This window comes from Burkholderia sp. Se-20378 (genome assembly GCF_017104665.1).
GTDB classification, from domain to species: Bacteria; Pseudomonadota; Gammaproteobacteria; order Burkholderiales; family Burkholderiaceae; genus Burkholderia; species Burkholderia lata.
This window is the reverse complement of record NZ_JAAGPG010000161.1, coordinates 1-16,009: the sequence shown is the minus strand read 5'-3', so window position 1 is coordinate 16,009 and position 16,009 is coordinate 1. Positions and strand designations below refer to the sequence as shown.

General features: G+C 66.6%; 17 protein-coding genes. 12 read left to right on the top strand and 5 right to left on the bottom strand.

The window, feature by feature from the left end:
- The first annotated feature begins 122 nt into the window (after positions 1–122).
- Positions 123–1,208 (top strand): AI-2E family transporter, encoded by a 1,086-nt coding sequence (locus G3N93_RS18365; protein WP_174937858.1) that lies wholly within the window; start codon positions 123–125, stop codon positions 1,206–1,208.
- Positions 1,209–1,306: 98 nt separating this feature from the next.
- On the opposite strand, the gene purU is transcribed toward G3N93_RS18365, so the two are convergent.
- The 5 genes from purU to G3N93_RS18340 form a co-directional block, all read right to left on the bottom strand.
- Positions 1,307–2,191: a formyltetrahydrofolate deformylase gene (purU, locus tag G3N93_RS18360; protein WP_174937856.1), complete on the bottom strand. Its 885-nt coding sequence runs from the start codon at positions 2,189–2,191 to the stop codon at positions 1,307–1,309.
- Between the two features lie 71 nt (positions 2,192–2,262).
- Positions 2,263–3,129 carry an NUDIX hydrolase family protein gene (locus tag G3N93_RS18355; protein WP_174937854.1) on the bottom strand — a complete coding sequence of 289 codons (867 nt, stop codon included), beginning with the start codon at positions 3,127–3,129 and terminating at the stop codon, positions 2,263–2,265.
- 5 nt (positions 3,130–3,134) lie between these two features.
- Complete coding sequence (locus G3N93_RS18350) at positions 3,135–3,749, bottom strand: LysE family translocator (RefSeq protein WP_174937852.1); 615 nt, start codon at positions 3,747–3,749, stop codon at positions 3,135–3,137.
- 43 nt (positions 3,750–3,792) lie between these two features.
- Complete coding sequence (locus G3N93_RS18345; RefSeq protein ID WP_011353218.1) at positions 3,793–4,359, bottom strand: adenine phosphoribosyltransferase; 567 nt, start codon at positions 4,357–4,359, stop codon at positions 3,793–3,795.
- Between the two features lie 82 nt (positions 4,360–4,441).
- Positions 4,442–6,448: a monovalent cation:proton antiporter family protein gene (locus tag G3N93_RS18340; protein ID WP_174937850.1), complete on the bottom strand. Its 2,007-nt coding sequence runs from the start codon at positions 6,446–6,448 to the stop codon at positions 4,442–4,444.
- 125 nt (positions 6,449–6,573) lie between these two features.
- On the opposite strand from G3N93_RS18340, the gene kdsD reads away from it, so the two are divergent.
- From kdsD to G3N93_RS18285, 11 genes are all read left to right on the top strand, one after another.
- A complete protein-coding gene (kdsD, locus tag G3N93_RS18335; protein WP_174937849.1) occupies positions 6,574–7,557 on the top strand; it encodes an arabinose 5-phosphate isomerase KdsD in 984 nt (327 codons plus the stop codon).
- Positions 7,557–8,093: an HAD family hydrolase gene (locus G3N93_RS18330; protein ID WP_206133652.1), complete on the top strand. Its 537-nt coding sequence runs from the start codon at positions 7,557–7,559 to the stop codon at positions 8,091–8,093. Before kdsD ends, G3N93_RS18330 begins: the two co-directional genes overlap by 1 nt.
- Positions 8,094–8,096: 3 nt before the next feature.
- Positions 8,097–8,711 (top strand): LPS export ABC transporter periplasmic protein LptC, encoded by a 615-nt coding sequence (gene lptC / locus G3N93_RS18325; protein ID WP_174937847.1) that lies wholly within the window; start codon positions 8,097–8,099, stop codon positions 8,709–8,711.
- Between the two features lie 20 nt (positions 8,712–8,731).
- The gene (gene lptA, locus G3N93_RS18320; RefSeq protein ID WP_166965034.1) at positions 8,732–9,397 is read left to right on the top strand and encodes a lipopolysaccharide transport periplasmic protein LptA; all 666 of its coding nucleotides are present in this window, start codon (positions 8,732–8,734) and stop codon (positions 9,395–9,397) included.
- Entirely contained in the window at positions 9,394–10,170 is a 777-nt protein-coding gene (lptB, locus tag G3N93_RS18315) for an LPS export ABC transporter ATP-binding protein (protein WP_174937845.1), read from the top strand. The genes lptA and lptB overlap by 4 nt, the downstream gene beginning before the upstream one ends.
- A gap of 159 nt (positions 10,171–10,329) precedes the next feature.
- Entirely contained in the window at positions 10,330–11,835 is a 1,506-nt protein-coding gene (locus G3N93_RS18310) for an RNA polymerase factor sigma-54 (protein WP_174945063.1), read from the top strand.
- Positions 11,836–11,993: 158 nt separating this feature from the next.
- Positions 11,994–12,353, top strand: a complete 360-nt coding sequence (hpf, locus tag G3N93_RS18305) for a ribosome hibernation-promoting factor, HPF/YfiA family (protein WP_006477786.1) — start codon at positions 11,994–11,996, stop codon at positions 12,351–12,353.
- Between the two features lie 168 nt (positions 12,354–12,521).
- Positions 12,522–13,061 (top strand): PTS sugar transporter subunit IIA, encoded by a 540-nt coding sequence (locus G3N93_RS18300; RefSeq protein WP_011353226.1) that lies wholly within the window; start codon positions 12,522–12,524, stop codon positions 13,059–13,061.
- 129 nt (positions 13,062–13,190) lie between these two features.
- Positions 13,191–14,159, top strand: coding sequence for an HPr(Ser) kinase/phosphatase (gene hprK, locus G3N93_RS18295; protein WP_011353227.1), 969 nt, complete (start codon positions 13,191–13,193; stop codon positions 14,157–14,159).
- A 75-nt stretch (positions 14,160–14,234) separates the two neighbouring features.
- Positions 14,235–15,143, top strand: coding sequence for an RNase adapter RapZ (gene rapZ / locus G3N93_RS18290; protein WP_041492961.1), 909 nt, complete (start codon positions 14,235–14,237; stop codon positions 15,141–15,143).
- A 27-nt stretch (positions 15,144–15,170) separates the two neighbouring features.
- Positions 15,171–15,806 carry an LON peptidase substrate-binding domain-containing protein gene (locus tag G3N93_RS18285; RefSeq protein WP_174937841.1) on the top strand — a complete coding sequence of 212 codons (636 nt, stop codon included), beginning with the start codon at positions 15,171–15,173 and terminating at the stop codon, positions 15,804–15,806.
- The last annotated feature ends 203 nt before the right edge of the window (positions 15,807–16,009 follow it).

Sequence of the window (16,009 nt, the reverse complement as noted above, 5' to 3'; positions counted from 1 at the left end):
ATAATGGCGGCTATACTTTACGGTCGTAAGGTTCGCCGTACGCACCAATCCGGTGCGGCGCCGGGCGAACACGGCTCTGCCTCGCATTCCGCGGCATGACACACGAACGACAGGAATCCACGATGGAGAAGCAACCAGACTCGTCTCGCGATGCGCAGAATCGCGAACCGCACCTGCGCAGTGTGCGGCTGACGAGCGATTTCAGCCTGCCGAAGCTGTCGGCACTCGAGATCGGCAGCTATGTGTTCGCGATCCTTGCCATGTGGCTCGTGATCGAACTCAAGCTGCTCGGCGGGCTGCTGGCCGGCCTGCTCGTCTACCAGCTGATCCACACGATCGCCCCCGTGATCGAACGCCACACCACCAGCATGCGCGCGCGCTGGGTCGCCGTCGTGCTGCTGGCGATCGCGATCGTCGGCGGGCTGACGGGCCTGACGATCGGCATCATCGAACACTTCGAGCACACGGTGCCGAACCTGCAAAGCCTGCTCGGCCAGCTGATGCAGATCGTCGAGCAGACCCGTGCGCGCACGCCCACCTGGATCGCGAACCTGCTGCCGGTCGACGTCGAGCAGATGAAGGCGAAGGCCACCGTGCTGATGCACACGCACATGGACCAGCTCCAGCAAAGCGGCAAGAGCGTCGCGCGCGGTTTCGGCCATGTGCTGTTCGGGATGATCATCGGCGCGATGATCGCGATCGGCGTCGAACACGGCAAGGTGCGCCGGCCGCTGTCCACGGCGCTCGTCACGCGCGTGTCGCGCTTCTCCGACGCATTCCGCCGGATCGTGTTCGCGCAGATCAAGATCTCCGCGATCAACGCGGTGTTCACCGGCATCTACCTGCTCGTCGCGCTGCCGATCTTCCACGAGCGGCTGCCGCTGTCGAAAACGCTCGTGCTCGTCACGTTCATCGTCGGCCTGTTGCCCGTGATCGGCAACCTGATCTCGAACACGCTGATCGTCGCCGTGTCGATGTCGGTCAGCATGGGCACCGCGATCGCGTCGCTGGCGTTCCTCGTGATCATCCACAAGCTCGAATACTTCCTGAACGCGAAGATCATCGGCGGCCAGATCGAGTCGCGCGCATGGGAGCTGCTGCTCGCGATGCTGATCATGGAAGCCGCATTCGGGCTGCCGGGCGTGATCGCCGCACCGATCTTCTATGCGTACCTGAAGCGCGAGCTGTACCTGCTGCGGCTGATCTGAAGCAGCCCGCGCATCGGAAGCGATAAAAAAAACGCCGCGCCCCGTGAAGGGCGCGGCGTTTTTGCTTGTGGGAGCCGGTTTGTCCGGCGCCCGACGAATCAGCGGAACACGACCGTCTTCGTCCCGTTCAGCACGATCCGGTGCTCGACGTGCCACTTCACCGCGCGCGCAAGCGTCACGCATTCGACGTCGCGGCCGATCGCGGTCAGCTGGTCGGGCGTCATGCTGTGGTCGACGCGCTCGACTTCCTGCTCGATGATCGGACCTTCGTCGAGATCGGTCGTCACGTAGTGCGCGGTCGCACCGATCAGCTTCACGCCGCGGTCGAACGCCTGGTAGTAAGGCTTCGCGCCCTTGAAGCTCGGCAGGAACGAATGGTGGATGTTGATCGCGCGGCCCGCGAGCTGCTTGCACATGTTCGGCGACAGGATCTGCATGTAGCGCGCGAGCACGACGAGATCCGCCTGGTGCTCGTCGATCACTTCCAGCACGCGCGCTTCCTGCGCGGCCTTCGCGGCATCGGACGAACCGCCGATCAGCGGGAAGTGATGGAACGGAATGTTGTAGCTCGCGGCGAGCTGGTAGAACTCCTTGTGGTTCGACACGATCGCCGGAATCTCGATCGGCAGCTGGCCGGTGCGATAGCGGAACAGCAGGTCGTTCAGGCAGTGGCCGATCTTCGACACCATGATCACGACACGCGGCTTCACGGCCGCGTCATGCAGCTCCCAGCGCATCGCGAACTGCTCGGCGAGCGGCGCGAACTCCCGGCGCAGCGTGTCGAGCGCCGTCGCGGCATCCGCGCCGCCGCCATCCTGCTCGAAGTGCACGCGCATGAAGAATTCGCTGGTGCGGCTGTCGCCGAACTGAGCCGAATCGAGGATGTTGTTGCTGCGCTCGAACAGGAAGCCCGAAACCGCATGGACGATGCCGTGCCGGTCGGGGCACGACAGTTTCAAGATAAAGCTGTGATCGGTCGGCATGACCGCTACTCCCTTCGTTTCCGTATTCGTCAAATTGCCCGTTCGCGCCGCCAGGCTGCGCGCGGCACGCGTCACGCGGCCGGTGCGAACAGTGCGTCGATGCCTGCCGCGTCGGCCGCCGGGATCCAGCGGTGGCGCAGCAGCGTGTCGAGCGTCGCGAGGCTTGCATCCATCGTCGCGCGGCCGGCGCGCAGCCAGCCGATCACCTCGGGCACGCCGGCCAGCAGGTGCTCGGCCACTTCGCCGTCCTGGTTGCGCGGCGCGAAATCGCGCGGCAGCGGCAGGTCGTACACGAAGATCAGTTCGGATTGCGTGCCTTCCGGCAGCGAGTTCAGCACCTGCACAGCGCGACCCGCGATCGCGCGCGCGGCCAGTTCAGGCGGAATGCCGGCTTCTTCCCAGCATTCCTTCGCGAGCGTCTCGTGAACGCCCAGGCCCCAGCCGATCCCGCCCGCGACGACGTTGTCGAGCATGCCGGGGTCGGTTGCCTTGGTCTCGCTGCGGCGGCCGAGCCACATCTGCGGGACAGTCGCGGCGGACGGCTCGCCCGGCGCAACCGCACATTCTACGATGCCGTTCAGATGCACCGCGTAAGTCTGCGTACCGAAGAAGCGCGACGCGGCGCGCTCGATGTACGCGAGCGGCGGATCGTCGAAGCGGTTGCGGATCGCGTAGATCTCGTCGCGCCAGCCGGGAATCGCGCCTTCGGCCGCGAGCGCGCCGATCGCGCTCGCCAGCGCCATGCTGCGTGCGTCGACCGAGTCGTAGCGCGCCGACAGCACGACGCGCGCATCGGTCAGCTCGAACACGTCGGGCCACCGGGCGAGCATCGCGACGTCCTGGCGGCGCACCCAGCCGACCGCCTGGCCGGCAATCTCGAAACGCAGGTGCGCGGCCGGATCGAAGCGACGCGCGGCCGCAATGCACGGAAACGTCATCGCGCTCAGTCCTTCAGCGCGACGCGGATGCCGATCGCGATGAACGTCGCACCGGCGATCCGGTCGAGCCACACGCCGGCCTTCGGGCGGCGCTTCAGCCACGCGCCGATCATGCCCGCACCGACGCCGAACAGCGAAAAGACCGCGGCCGTCTGCAGCATGAACAGCGCGCCGAGTTCGAACATCTGCAGCGTCACGCTCTGCGCGCCGTGCGGATCGACGAACTGCGGCAGGAACACGACGAAGAACAACGTGACCTTCGGGTTCATCAGGTTGCCGATCACGCTCTGGCGGAAGATCGTGCCGAGCGGCTGCGGCGGACGCTCATGCGCGTTCGCGAGGCCCTGGCTGCGCAGCGCCTTGATGCCGATCCATACGAGGTACGCGGCGCCCGCGAGCTTCAGGATCTGGAACGCGACCGGCGACGAACGCAGCACGGCCGCGACGCCGAGCGCCGCGAGCGTCGTGTGGAACAGGATCCCGGCCGTGAAGCCGAGCGCGGCGACGAAGCCGGCCGCGCGGCCCTGCGAGATGCCGCGTGCGAGCACCTGCAGGTTGTCGGGCCCCGGCGCGAACGTGATCGCGATCGACGTGGCGAGAAACAGCATGAAGTTGGGCATCGTGACCTCGCTGCGTAACGTGGAAACTCAGACGGGCCGGCGTTCAGTGGCCGGCGAATTCGGTGACGGTATAGACGGGCAGTCCCGCGTTGCGCAGCAGCGCCGAGCCGCCGAGATCGGGCAGGTCGATGATCGCCGCGCCTTCGACGACTTCCGCGCCGAGCCGCTGCAGCAGGTTGCGCCCCGCCATCATCGTGCCGCCGGTCGCGATCAGGTCGTCCATGATGATCACGCGGTCGCCGGGGCGGCACGCGTCTTCATGGATCTCGACCGTCGCACTGCCGTATTCGAGGTCGTACGATTCCGAGCGTGTCTTGTACGGCAGCTTGCCGACCTTGCGGATCGGCACGAAGCCGACGCTCAGTTCGTACGCGACGATCGGCGCGATGATGAAGCCGCGCGCGTCGAGGCCCGCGACGTAGTCGAGCTTCGCATCGACATAGCGCTCGACGAACAGGTCGACGAGGATGCGCAGCGCCTTCGGGCTCTGCAGCAGCGTCGTGATGTCGCGGAACATCACGCCCGGCTGCGGCCAGTCGGGCACCGTGCGGATCTGGCTGTGGATGAAGGCGACCGGATCGAGCGGTGCGCCCGACGACGAATGCGGCATGAAACTCTCCGAAAAAAACGGTGCGCGAAGATCGGGCACCGTTTCGAATAAATACGGGTCAGGTTATCAAACCAAGCGCGGCTCAGGCAGCCGCGGCTGGCGGATCGCGCCGATGGCGCGACAGCCGCTCCTCCGCGAGCGCGAGCGCCTCGGGCAGCCCGCGCAGCACGACGATGTCGCTCGCGCGCAGCTTGGTTTGCGGATCGGGTTCGACGCCGCGGATACCGTGCCGGCGGATCGCCGTGACTTCGAGCCCGAGTGCATACAGCCCCAGTTCTTCCAGCGAACGCCCGACCGCGTCCGCGCGCGCATCGACCGGCACCGATTGTAGCCGCACCTGCTCGTGGTCGTCGTCGTCCGCGTCGTCCGCGCCGCGGAAATAGCCGCGCAGCAGGCTGTAGCGTTCGTCGCGCATTTCCTCGACGCGCCGCACGACCTTGCGCATCGGCACGCCGACCAGCACCAGCGTGTGCGATGCGAGCATCAGGCTGCCCTCGACGATTTCCGGAATCACCTCGGTCGCGCCCGCCGCGAGCAGCTTCTCGAGATCGGCATCGTCGACGGTACGCACGATCGCGGGCAGCGTCGGCTCGAGTTCGTGCACGTGATGCAGCACGCGCAGCGCGGACGGCGTGTTCGCATAGGTGATCGCCACCGCCGCCGCGCGGTGGATACCGGCCGCGAGCAGCGACTCGCGGCGCGCCGCGTCGCCGAACACGACCGATTCGCCGGCCGCCGCGGCCGCGCTCACGCGATCGGGGTCGAGGTCGAGCGCGACGTACGAGATGCCTTCCTGTTCGAGCATCCGCGCCAGGTTCTGGCCCGCGCGGCCGTAGCCGCAGATGATCACGTGGCCGCGCTGCTTGAGGCTTTGCGTCGCGATCCGCGTCATCTGCAGCGACTGCTGCATCCATTCGGTCGACGACAGCCGCATCACGATCCGGTCGGCGTTCTGGATCAGGAACGGCGCCGCGAGCATCGACAGCAGCATCGACGCGAGGATCGCCTGCAGCAGCGTCGAATCGACGAGATGGCGGTCGAGGATCAGGTTCAACAGCACGAAGCCGAATTCGCCGGCCTGCGCGAGCCCGATGCCGGTGCGCATCGCGACGCCCGGTGTCGCGCCGAACAGCCGCGCGAGCCCGGCGATCATCGTCCCCTTGAACAGGATCTGCCCGACGAAGAAACCGAGCACGAGGAACGGGTGCTCCCAGATCACCCGCGGATCGAGCAGCATCCCGGTCGTCACGAAGAACAGGCCGAGCAGCACGTCGCGGAACGGCTTGATGTCCTCCTCCACCTGATGGCGGAACGGCGTCTCGGAGATCAGCATCCCCGCGATGAATGCGCCGAGCGCGAGCGACAGGCCGAAGCGGTCGGTGATGAACGCGGCGCCGAGCGTGACGAGCAGCAGGTTCAGCACGAACAGTTCCTGCGAACGGCGCCGCGCGACGACGTTGAGCCAGCGCGTCATGAAGCGCTGGCCGATGACCAGCAGCAGCGTGAGCGCGATCACGATCTTGACGGCCGCGAAGCCGAGCGTGATTGCGAGGTCCTTCGACGATTCGGCGCCGAACGCGGCGATCACGATCAGCAGCGGCACCACCGCGAGATCCTGGAACAGCAGCACGCCGAAGATGTTGCGGCCATGCTCGGTCTCGATCTCGAGCCGCTCGGCGAGCATCTTCGACACGATCGCCGTCGACGACATCGCGAGCGCGCCGCCGAGTGCGATGCTGCCCTGCCACGTGATGTGCACCCAGTGTTCGAACAGCGCGCCCAGCACGAGCGCGAGCACGAGCGTCGCGACGACCTGCAGCAACCCGAGCCCGAATACGAGCCGCTGCATCGACCTCAGCTTCGCCAGCGAGAACTCGAGGCCGATCGAAAACATCAGGAACACCACGCCGAATTCCGCAAGGTGCTCGGCCCGCTCCAGGTCTGCCGCGATGCCGAACGCATGCGGGCCGACCAGGATGCCGACGGTCAGGTAGCCGAGCATCGGCGGCAGGTTCAACGAGCGGAATACGACGACGCCCACCACTGAGGCCAGCAGCAGCAGCAGGGTCATTTCGAGCGGGGAAATCACGGGCGAAGCGTCCTCGTTCGTCGGGGCCACGGCAATGCGGGCGCGGGTGGTGGCGGTGGTCAGGCGACCTCGGACGAGTCCGAAGGCCCGGCGCGGCGAACAAACGCCTTTGCTATACTCCGCGCATGATAGCGAAAATCAATGATGATCGGGCGCTCGCGCTCGCCCGCGACGTGCTCGACATCGAGGCGGACGCCGTGCGCGCGCTGCGCGACCAGCTCGACGGCGGCTTCGTCCAGGCCGTCGCGCTGCTGCTCGGCTGCCGCGGCCGCGTGGTGGTGTCCGGTATCGGCAAATCGGGGCATATCGCCCGCAAGATCGCGGCCACGCTGGCCAGCACCGGTACGCCGGCCTTCTTCGTCCACCCTGCCGAGGCCAGCCACGGCGACCTCGGGATGGTCACCTCCGACGACGTCTTCATCGGCATCTCCTATTCCGGCGAATCCGAAGAACTCGTGGCGATCCTGCCGCTCGTGAAGCGGATCGGCGCGAAGCTGATCGCGATCACGGGCCGTGCGGAATCGAGCCTCGGCACGCTCGCCGACGTGAACCTGAACGCCGCGGTCTCGAAAGAGGCCTGCCCGATGAACCTCGCGCCCACCGCGAGCACGACCGCCGCGCTCGCGCTCGGCGACGCGCTCGCCGTGGCGGTGCTCGACGCGCGTGGCTTCGGCTCGGAAGATTTCGCGCGCTCGCACCCGGGCGGCGCACTCGGCCGGCGTCTGCTCACCTACGTGCGCGACGTGATGCGCTCGGGCGACGACGTCCCGTCCGTCGGGCTCGACGCGACGCTGTCGGACGCCCTGTTCCAGATCACCGCGAAGCGCCTCGGCATGACCGCCGTGGTCGACGCCGACGGCAAGGTCGCGGGCATCTTCACGGACGGCGACCTGCGCCGCGTGCTCGCGCGCGACGGCGACTTCCGCACGCTGCCGATCACCGACGTGATGACACGCGCCCCGCGCACGGTTGCACCGGATCACCTGGCGGTCGAAGCCGTGGAACTGATGGAGCGCCACCGGATCAACCAGATGCTGGTGGTCGATGCCGACGGCGTGCTGATCGGCGCGCTGAACATGCACGACCTGTTTTCGAAGAAGGTGATCTGATGAGCGCAGCGCTGACTGCGGCCGAACGCGCGAGCCGCGTGAAGCTGATGATTTTCGACGTCGACGGCGTGCTGACCGACGGCGGCCTGCTGTTTACCGCGACCGGCGACACGATGAAGTCGTTCAATTCGCTCGACGGCCACGGCGTGAAGCTGCTCGGCGAAGCCGGCATCGCGACCGCGATCATCACGGGCCGCCGCTCGGAGATCGTCACGGCGCGCGCGAAGGAAATGAAGATCGCACACCTGTTCCAGGGCGTCGAGAACAAGCTCACCGTGTTCACCGACCTGATCGCCTCGCTCGGCCTCGCCGCCGACCAGTGCGGTTACATGGGCGACGACTGGCCCGACCTGCCCGTGATGCTGCGCTGCGGCTTCGCGACTGCCCCCGCGAACGCGCATCCCGAGGTGATCGCCCGCGCGCACTGGGTGGCCGAGGCGCGCGGCGGCCAGGGCGCCGTTCGCGAAGTCTGCGACGCGATCCTGCGCGCGCAGCGCCGCTACGACGCGCTGCTCGCGGCCGCCTGCGGAGCCTGACGGATGAACAAGCATTTCCGCTGGACCCAGTTGCTGCCGCTCGCCGCGGTCGCCGCGCTCGCGGGCATCACCTGGTGGCTGCTGCAGGCCACGCTGCCGCCGCCCGGCGAGGGCACCGTGCAGCCGAAGCGCCATACGCCCGACTATTTCGCGGAAAACTTCTCGGTCACCGAGCTCGACCAGTCCGGTTCGACCCAGTACCGGCTGACGGCCGCGAAGCTGATCCATTACGAAGACACCGAGGACAGCGACCTGACCGATCCGGCCATGCGCGCGTTCCAGCCCGGCAAGCCGGTCGTGACGACCACCTCGAAGCGCGGCACCGTCAACGGCGACGTGTCGATCGTCGACTTGTACGACAACGCGCGCATCCTGCGCGCGGCCGGCGGCGGCGATCCACAGATGCAGGCTGATTCCCAGCATTTCCGGATCTTCGTCAATGACGATGTGATCCAGACCGAAAAGCCGGTTAAACTCCAACGCGGCCTGTCGCTCGTCAACGCGACCGACGGCATGAAGTACAACAACGTCACCCGGGTCATCGAGCTTTACGGCAACGTGCGCGGCACGATCGCCGCGGCGGACACGTCCGGCGGCTCGAAAGGTCAACCCAAGTGACGCATCCCTCACGTGACTGCATGAACGAACCGTTCCCTCGACAGATTTCCGGCGGCGCTGCGCGCGCCGTCCGCGCCGCGCTTGCCGCGACGCTCGTGGCGCTCCCGCTGGTCGGGCTGGCGCCGCTCGCCCATGCCGAGAAGGCCGACCAGAGCAAGCCGATCAACGTCGAGGCCGACAACCTGACCTATGACGACCTGAAGCAGGTCACGGTCGCAACCGGCAACGTCGTGATCACGAAGGGCACGATCATCATCAAGGGCGATCGCGTCGAAGTGCGCCAGGACCCGGAAGGCTATCAGTACGCCACTTCGTTCGGCAGCGGCAAGAAGCACGCGACGTTCCGCCAGAAGCGCGAAGGCCTCGACGAGTACATCGACGGCGACGCCGAGCGCATCGACTACGACGGCAAGCAGGACCTGACCACGCTGACCACCGCCGCGACCGTGCGCCGCCTGCAGGGTACGTCGACCATCGCCGATACCGTGCACGGCAGCGTGATCACGTACGACGGCCAGCGCGACTTCTACACCGCGAAGGGCGGCAAGGACGTCGCCGCGCCGGGCAACCCGAACGGCCGCGTGCGCGCGATGCTGTCGCCGAAGAACGGCGGTCCCGCGCCGCTGAACGGCGCGCCGGCAAAGCTGTCGCCGTCGACCACGATCCAGGGAGCGCCGGGCCAATGAACGCGCTACCGAACCGCCAGCCGGCCGGCACGACGAGCTCGCTCGTCGTTCGCAACCTGAAGAAGCGCTACGGCTCGCGCACGGTCGTCAAGGACGTGTCGCTCGACGTGAAGAGCGGCGAAGTCGTCGGCCTGCTCGGCCCGAACGGCGCCGGCAAGACCACGTCGTTCTACATGATCGTCGGCCTGGTGCCGCTCGACGCGGGCGAGATCTCGCTGAACGGCAGCTCGATCAGCCTGCTGCCGATCCACAAGCGCGCATCGCTCGGCCTGTCGTACCTGCCGCAGGAAGCGTCCGTGTTCCGCAAGCTGACCGTCGAGGAAAACATCCGCGCGGTGCTCGAGCTGCAGCACGGCGAAGACGGCAAGCGGCTGTCGAAGGACGCGATCACGTCGCGTGCCGAAGCACTGCTCGACGAGCTGCAGATCGGTCACCTGCGCGAGAACCCCGCGCTGTCGCTGTCGGGCGGTGAGCGGCGCCGGGTCGAAATCGCGCGCGCGCTGGCCACCAACCCGAACTTCATCCTGCTCGACGAACCGTTCGCCGGCGTCGACCCGATCGCGGTGCTCGAGATCCAGAAGATCGTCAAGTTCCTGAAGCAGCGCAACATCGGCGTGCTGATTACCGATCACAACGTCCGCGAAACGCTCGGCATCTGCGACCACGCCTACATCATCAGCGACGGCTCGGTGCTTGCCGCCGGCGCACCGAGCGAAATCATCGAAAACGAAAGCGTGCGCCGCGTGTACCTCGGCGAACACTTCCGGATGTAACTCTTCCTCGTGGCTGGCTGCACCCCGCCCGGCGTCGCCGCGCGGGGCCGCGCCCCGCTTCGCGGCCATGCCCGCGGCCGGGCGGCGCGCCGCGCGTAATCGCGGATGGCTCAACGCGCCTGGGTCGTGGCAAACTGCCGGTATGACTCCCTCCTTGCCATGAAAGCCAGCCTTCAACTCCGCCTGTCGCAACATCTGGCGCTGACGCCCCAGCTACAGCAGTCGATCCGGCTCCTGCAGTTGTCGACGCTCGAATTGCAACAGGAAGTCGCGATGGCCGTCGCGCAGAACCCGCTGCTCGAGAACGACGACGAATGGATCGCGAGCCCGCTGCGCGTCGCAGCGGACGGATCGTTGATCGCGCAGACGCCTCCCGCGCAGAACACCGAGCCCACCGCGACGAACAGCAGCAGTTCGTCGAGCGACCGCGCCGAGCGCGATGAGCCGGCGGGCGCGGACGAATACGACGGTTACGGCTCCGGCGACGGCAACGACGGCCCGCAGTGGAACCTCGACGAGTTCGGCCGCTCGAGCGGCGCATCCGACGACGACGACCTCCCGCCGCTGCAGGTGCAGGAAGCGGCGACGTCGCTGCGCGACCACCTGTCCGCGCAGTTGCGCGTCACGCAGGCCGGCCCGCGCGATCGCGCGCTCGTGATGTTCCTGATCGAATCGCTCGACGACGACGGCTACCTGACCGCCACGCTCGACGAAGTGCTCGCCGACCTGCCGCCCGAGCTGGAGATCGACTGCGACGAACTGAACGCGGCGCTCGCGCTGCTGCACAGCTTCGACCCGGCCGGGGTCGGTGCCCGCTCGGCATCCGAATGCCTGAAGCTGCAGTTGCTGCGCCTCGATCCGTCCCCAACCCGCACGCTCGCGCTCGAGATCGTGTCGCAGCATCTCGAACTGCTCGCCGCCCGTGACTTCACGCGGCTGCGCAAGCACCTGAAGGCAAGCGACGACGCGCTGCGCGACGCGCACTCGCTGATCCGTTCGCTGGAGCCGTTCCCTGGCGCCGCATACGGCAAGGCCGAGGCCGACTACGTCGTGCCCGACATCATGGTGAAGAAGGTCGGCCAGGGATGGCTCGCGGAGCTCAATCCGGAGGTCGTGCCGCGCCTGCGGATCAACAACCTCTACGCGAACATCCTGCGCAACAGCCGCGGCGATCCGTCGGCCGGTTCGCTCAAGCAACAGCTGCAGGAAGCACGCTGGCTGATCAAGAACATCCAGCAGCGATTCGACACGATCCTGCGTGTCGCGCAGGCCATTGTCGAGCGTCAAAAGAACTTCTTTGCGCACGGTGAAATTGCCATGCGCCCCTTGGTTTTGCGGGAAATAGCTGATACGCTGGGCCTACACGAGTCGACTGTCAGCCGTGTGACAACCGGGAAGTACATGCTGACCCCGTTCGGGACGCTTGAATTTAAGTACTTCTTCGGATCTCACGTCTCGACCGACACCGGTGGCGCCGCTTCGTCGACGGCCATCCGAGCCCTCATCAAGCAACTGATAGGAGCTGAAGACCCTAAATCGCCACTTTCGGACAGCCGCATTGCCGAGCTGCTGGCAGAACAAGGATTCGTGGTCGCGCGCCGCACGGTTGCGAAGTATCGCGAAGCCCTCAAGATCCCGGCAGTGAATCTGCGCAAGTCTCTTTAAGCCTGCTGCCTGCCCGGCGGCAGGCGTGTTCCGGCCACCGCGCATACGGGGAACAGGCCGGGCGACCTGTCCGCGATACACCGCCACGTGCGGCACGGGCAAGTCGACCGGAGCGCCGCCTCGATGCGGCCGGGTGGTCACTCGCTTGGAGAAGCACTATGAACCTGAAGATCAGTGGACATCATCTCGAAGTCACGCCTGCAATTCGCGAATACGTGATCACCAAGCTGGACCGGGTGCTACGGCATAGCGATCAGGTGATCGATGGCACTGTGATCCTCTCGGTCGACAACCACAAGGAAAAGGACAAGCAGCAGCGCGCGGAAATCAACCTGCACCTGAAGGGCAAGGACATCTTCGTCGAAAGTGCGAACGGTAACCTGTATGCAGCGATCGACCTGCTGATCGACAAGCTGGACCGCCAGGTCGTCAAGCACATGGAGCGCCTGCAAACGCACGCGCACGACCCGATCAAGCTTCAACCGTCGATCGACCAGATCGAACTGCCGCCGCAGTAACCTTCACCGCAACACACACGTCGCCCGGTTCGCCGGGCGTTTTTTTTGCGACTCCGCGCAGTGGTGCAACCGGTCCGTCCGCGCTGCGCCACGCACGCGGCTGTGCTCTATAATGTTCCGGTTATCGCCGGGGGGCGCGGGATGCGGTAGCTGCCTTGCAGGTTGCCGATGCCGAACGCCTTGATATCGCCGAACATGGATAATCAGTCTGCCGCCGCAAGGAGACCCCAGGCCGCCCAATCGCCTGCCAACATGAATCGCCTAGCCAAAATCCTGCCCATAGAGAACGTCGTCATCGACCTCTCAGTCACCAGCAAGAAACGCGTGTTCGAACAAGCCGGGCTGATGTTCGAGAATCAGAACGGCATCGCCCGCAGCACCGTCACGGACAACCTGTTCGCGCGCGAGCGCCTCGGCTCGACCGGGCTCGGCGAAGGCGTCGCGATTCCGCACGGGCGCATCAAGGGGCTCAAGCACCCGCTCGCCGCGTTCGTCCGGCTCGCCGATGCGATCCCGTTCGAAGCCCCCGACGGCCAGCCGGTCGGCCTCCTGATCTTCCTGCTCGTGCCCGAGCAAGCCACTCAACAGCACCTCGAGATCCTGTCGGAAATCGCGCAACTGCTGTCCGATCGCGACGCGCGCGAGCGTCTGCACAACGAAACGGATATCGCCGAGTTGCATCGCCTGCTCACTCAGTGGCAACCTTGAGTTGATCCGGGCGGATTATTTTCCCGTACGCGGCGGTACACGCCGCCGTTCAGGGCCGCCCGGCGCCGGCCCGGCAAGGCGACGTCCGTCGCCGCGCGCACGCACCGGCCCATTGGAGTGACGAGAGTCATGGATACGTCCAGCATCAACGCCCAGAGCATCTTCGACGACAACGCGGCCACGCTGAAACTGAGCTGGCTGACGGGGCATGAAGGCTGGGAGCGCGGCTTTTCGGCCGACACCGTCGGCAATGCAACCTCGAGCGCCGACCTCGTCGGCCACCTGAACCTGATCCACCCGAACCGGATCCAGGTGCTCGGCGAAGCCGAAATCGACTACTACCAGCGGCAAACCGACGAAGACCGCTCGCGCCACATGGCCGAGCTGATCGCGCTCGAACCGCCGTTCCTCGTCGTCGCCGGCGGCGCCGCGGCGCCGCCCGAACTCGTGCTGCGCTGCACGCGCTCGTCGACCCCGCTGTTCACGACGCCGATGTCGGCCGCCGCGGTGATCGACAGCCTGCGGCTCTACATGTCGCGCATCCTCGCGCCGCGCGCGACGCTGCACGGCGTGTTCATCGACATCCTCGGGATGGGCGTGCTGCTGACCGGCGATTCGGGCCTCGGCAAGAGCGAGCTCGGCCTCGAGCTGATCAGCCGCGGCCACGGCCTCGTCGCCGACGACGCGGTCGACTTCGTCCGACTTGGCCCCGATTTCGTCGAAGGGCGCTGCCCGCCGCTGCTGCAGAACCTGCTCGAAGTGCGCGGCCTCGGCCTGCTCGACATCAAGACGATCTTCGGCGAAACCGCCGTGCGGCGGAAAATGAAGCTGAAGCTGATCGTCCAGCTCGTGCGGCGCCCCGACGGCGAATTCCAGCGCCTGCCGCTCGAAAGCCAGACGGTCGACGTGCTCGGCTTGCCGATCAGCAAGGTCACGATCCAGGTCGCGGCCGGCCGCAACCTCGCGGTGCTCGTCGAGGCGGCCGTCCGGAACACGATCCTGCAGTTGCGCGGAATCGACACATTGCGCGATTTCATGGATCGGCAACGACTCGCGATGCAAGATCCCGACAGTCAGTTCCCCGGCAAACTGGTGTAACCCGCACGCGCCGGCCACGCAACGCCGACGCGTCTGGCCGGTGCTATGATGAAACGTCAGGATTCACTGCTTCCCATGCGCATCGTCCTCATCACCGGCATCTCCGGCTCAGGCAAGTCCGTCGCGCTGAACGCGCTCGAGGACGCAGGCTATTACTGCGTCGACAACCTGCCGCCGCACGTGCTCCCCGAACTCGCCCGCTACCTCGCCGGAGAGGGCCAGCACCGGCTCGCGGTCGCGATCGACGCGCGCTCGAGCGCGTCGCTCGACGAAATGCCCGGCCTGATCCGCGACCTGTCGCGCGAGCACGACGTGCGCGTGCTGTTCCTCAACGCGAGCACCCAGGCGCTGATCCAGCGCTTCTCCGAAACGCGCCGCCGCCACCCGCTGTCCGGCTCGCTGTCGCACGACGCGGACGTCGGCCTGCTGTCGTCGCTCGAGGAAGCGATCGAGCGCGAACGCCATCTCGTCGCGCCGCTCGCCGAATTCGGCCACCAGATCGACACGAGCACGCTGCGCGCGAACGCGCTGCGTACGTGGGTCAAGCGCTTCATCGAGCAGAAGAACAACGACCTGATGGTGATGTTCGAATCGTTCGGCTTCAAGCGCGGCGTGCCGCTCGACGCCGACCTGATGTTCGACGTGCGCGCGCTGCCGAATCCGTACTACGACCACGAGTTGCGCCCGCTCACCGGGCTCGACCAGCCGGTTATCGCCTTTCTCGACGCACTGCCGATCGTCCACCAGATGATCGACGACATCCATGCGTTCCTGATGAAATGGCTGCCGCACTTCCGCGATGACAACCGCAGCTACCTGACCGTCGCCATCGGCTGCACGGGCGGGCAGCATCGGTCGGTGTTCATCGCGGAAACGCTCGCCGCGCGCCTTGCGCACGAGGCGAACGTGATCGTGCGGCATCGTGATGCGCCAGTGGATGTCGACGCGTCGTCGCGGCTCGTCTCCGAGGTCGACCGACCCTAGCGACGCCCGCCCCTTCATCAGCGCGCCATGTCCTCCCTATCGACCACCCTGATCGACCTGCCGCTCTTCCCGCTGCACACGGTGCTGTTTCCGGGGGGCCTGCTCCCGCTCAAGGTGTTCGAGGCACGCTATCTCGACATGTCCCGCGCGTGCCTGCGCGACAACGCACCGTTCGGCGTATGCCTGCTGAAGAGCGGACCGGAAGTCGCGCAGGACGGCGCGGTGTCGGTGCCCGAGACCATCGGCTGCATGGCGCGCATCACCGAATGCGATACAGGTGAATTCGGCATGCTGTACCTGCAGGCGGTCGGCACGCAGCGTTTCGAGCTGCTGTCGTATCGCGTCGAAGGCAACGGGCTGCTGGTCGGCATCGCGGAACCGCTGCCCGACGACATCCCGCTCGAAGGCGAGCAGACGCTCGCGCAGTTCGGCTCGTGCGCCGAGGTGCTCGAGCGCATCATCCACGCGCTGAAGAAGTCCGATCCGGAGAAAATGCCGTTCGGTGAACCGTTCCACCTCGACGATCCGAGCTGGGTGTCGAACCGTCTCGCGGAACTGCTGCCGCTCGACCTGCGCGCGCGGCAGAAGCTGATGGAATTTCCGGACGTCGGCGCGCGCATCGACGCCGTGCACCACGTGCTCGACCGGCACGGCTGGTTGTAGCGCGCCCGGGACCTTTCGCTTCCCGCGAGCCACCCGGGAGATGGCGTCTCACGAACGGCTTCCTTCCGGGCGAAAAAACGGGTCGGCGTTTTTCGGAGCGCCGCCCAGACGACCACTTCGCGCAAGGCCACCAAGCGCGACTTCCGTCGGCATGAAGAACCACGTGCGCCCGACGTTTCCTTGAAAGCGCGGCAAGCGCCGCA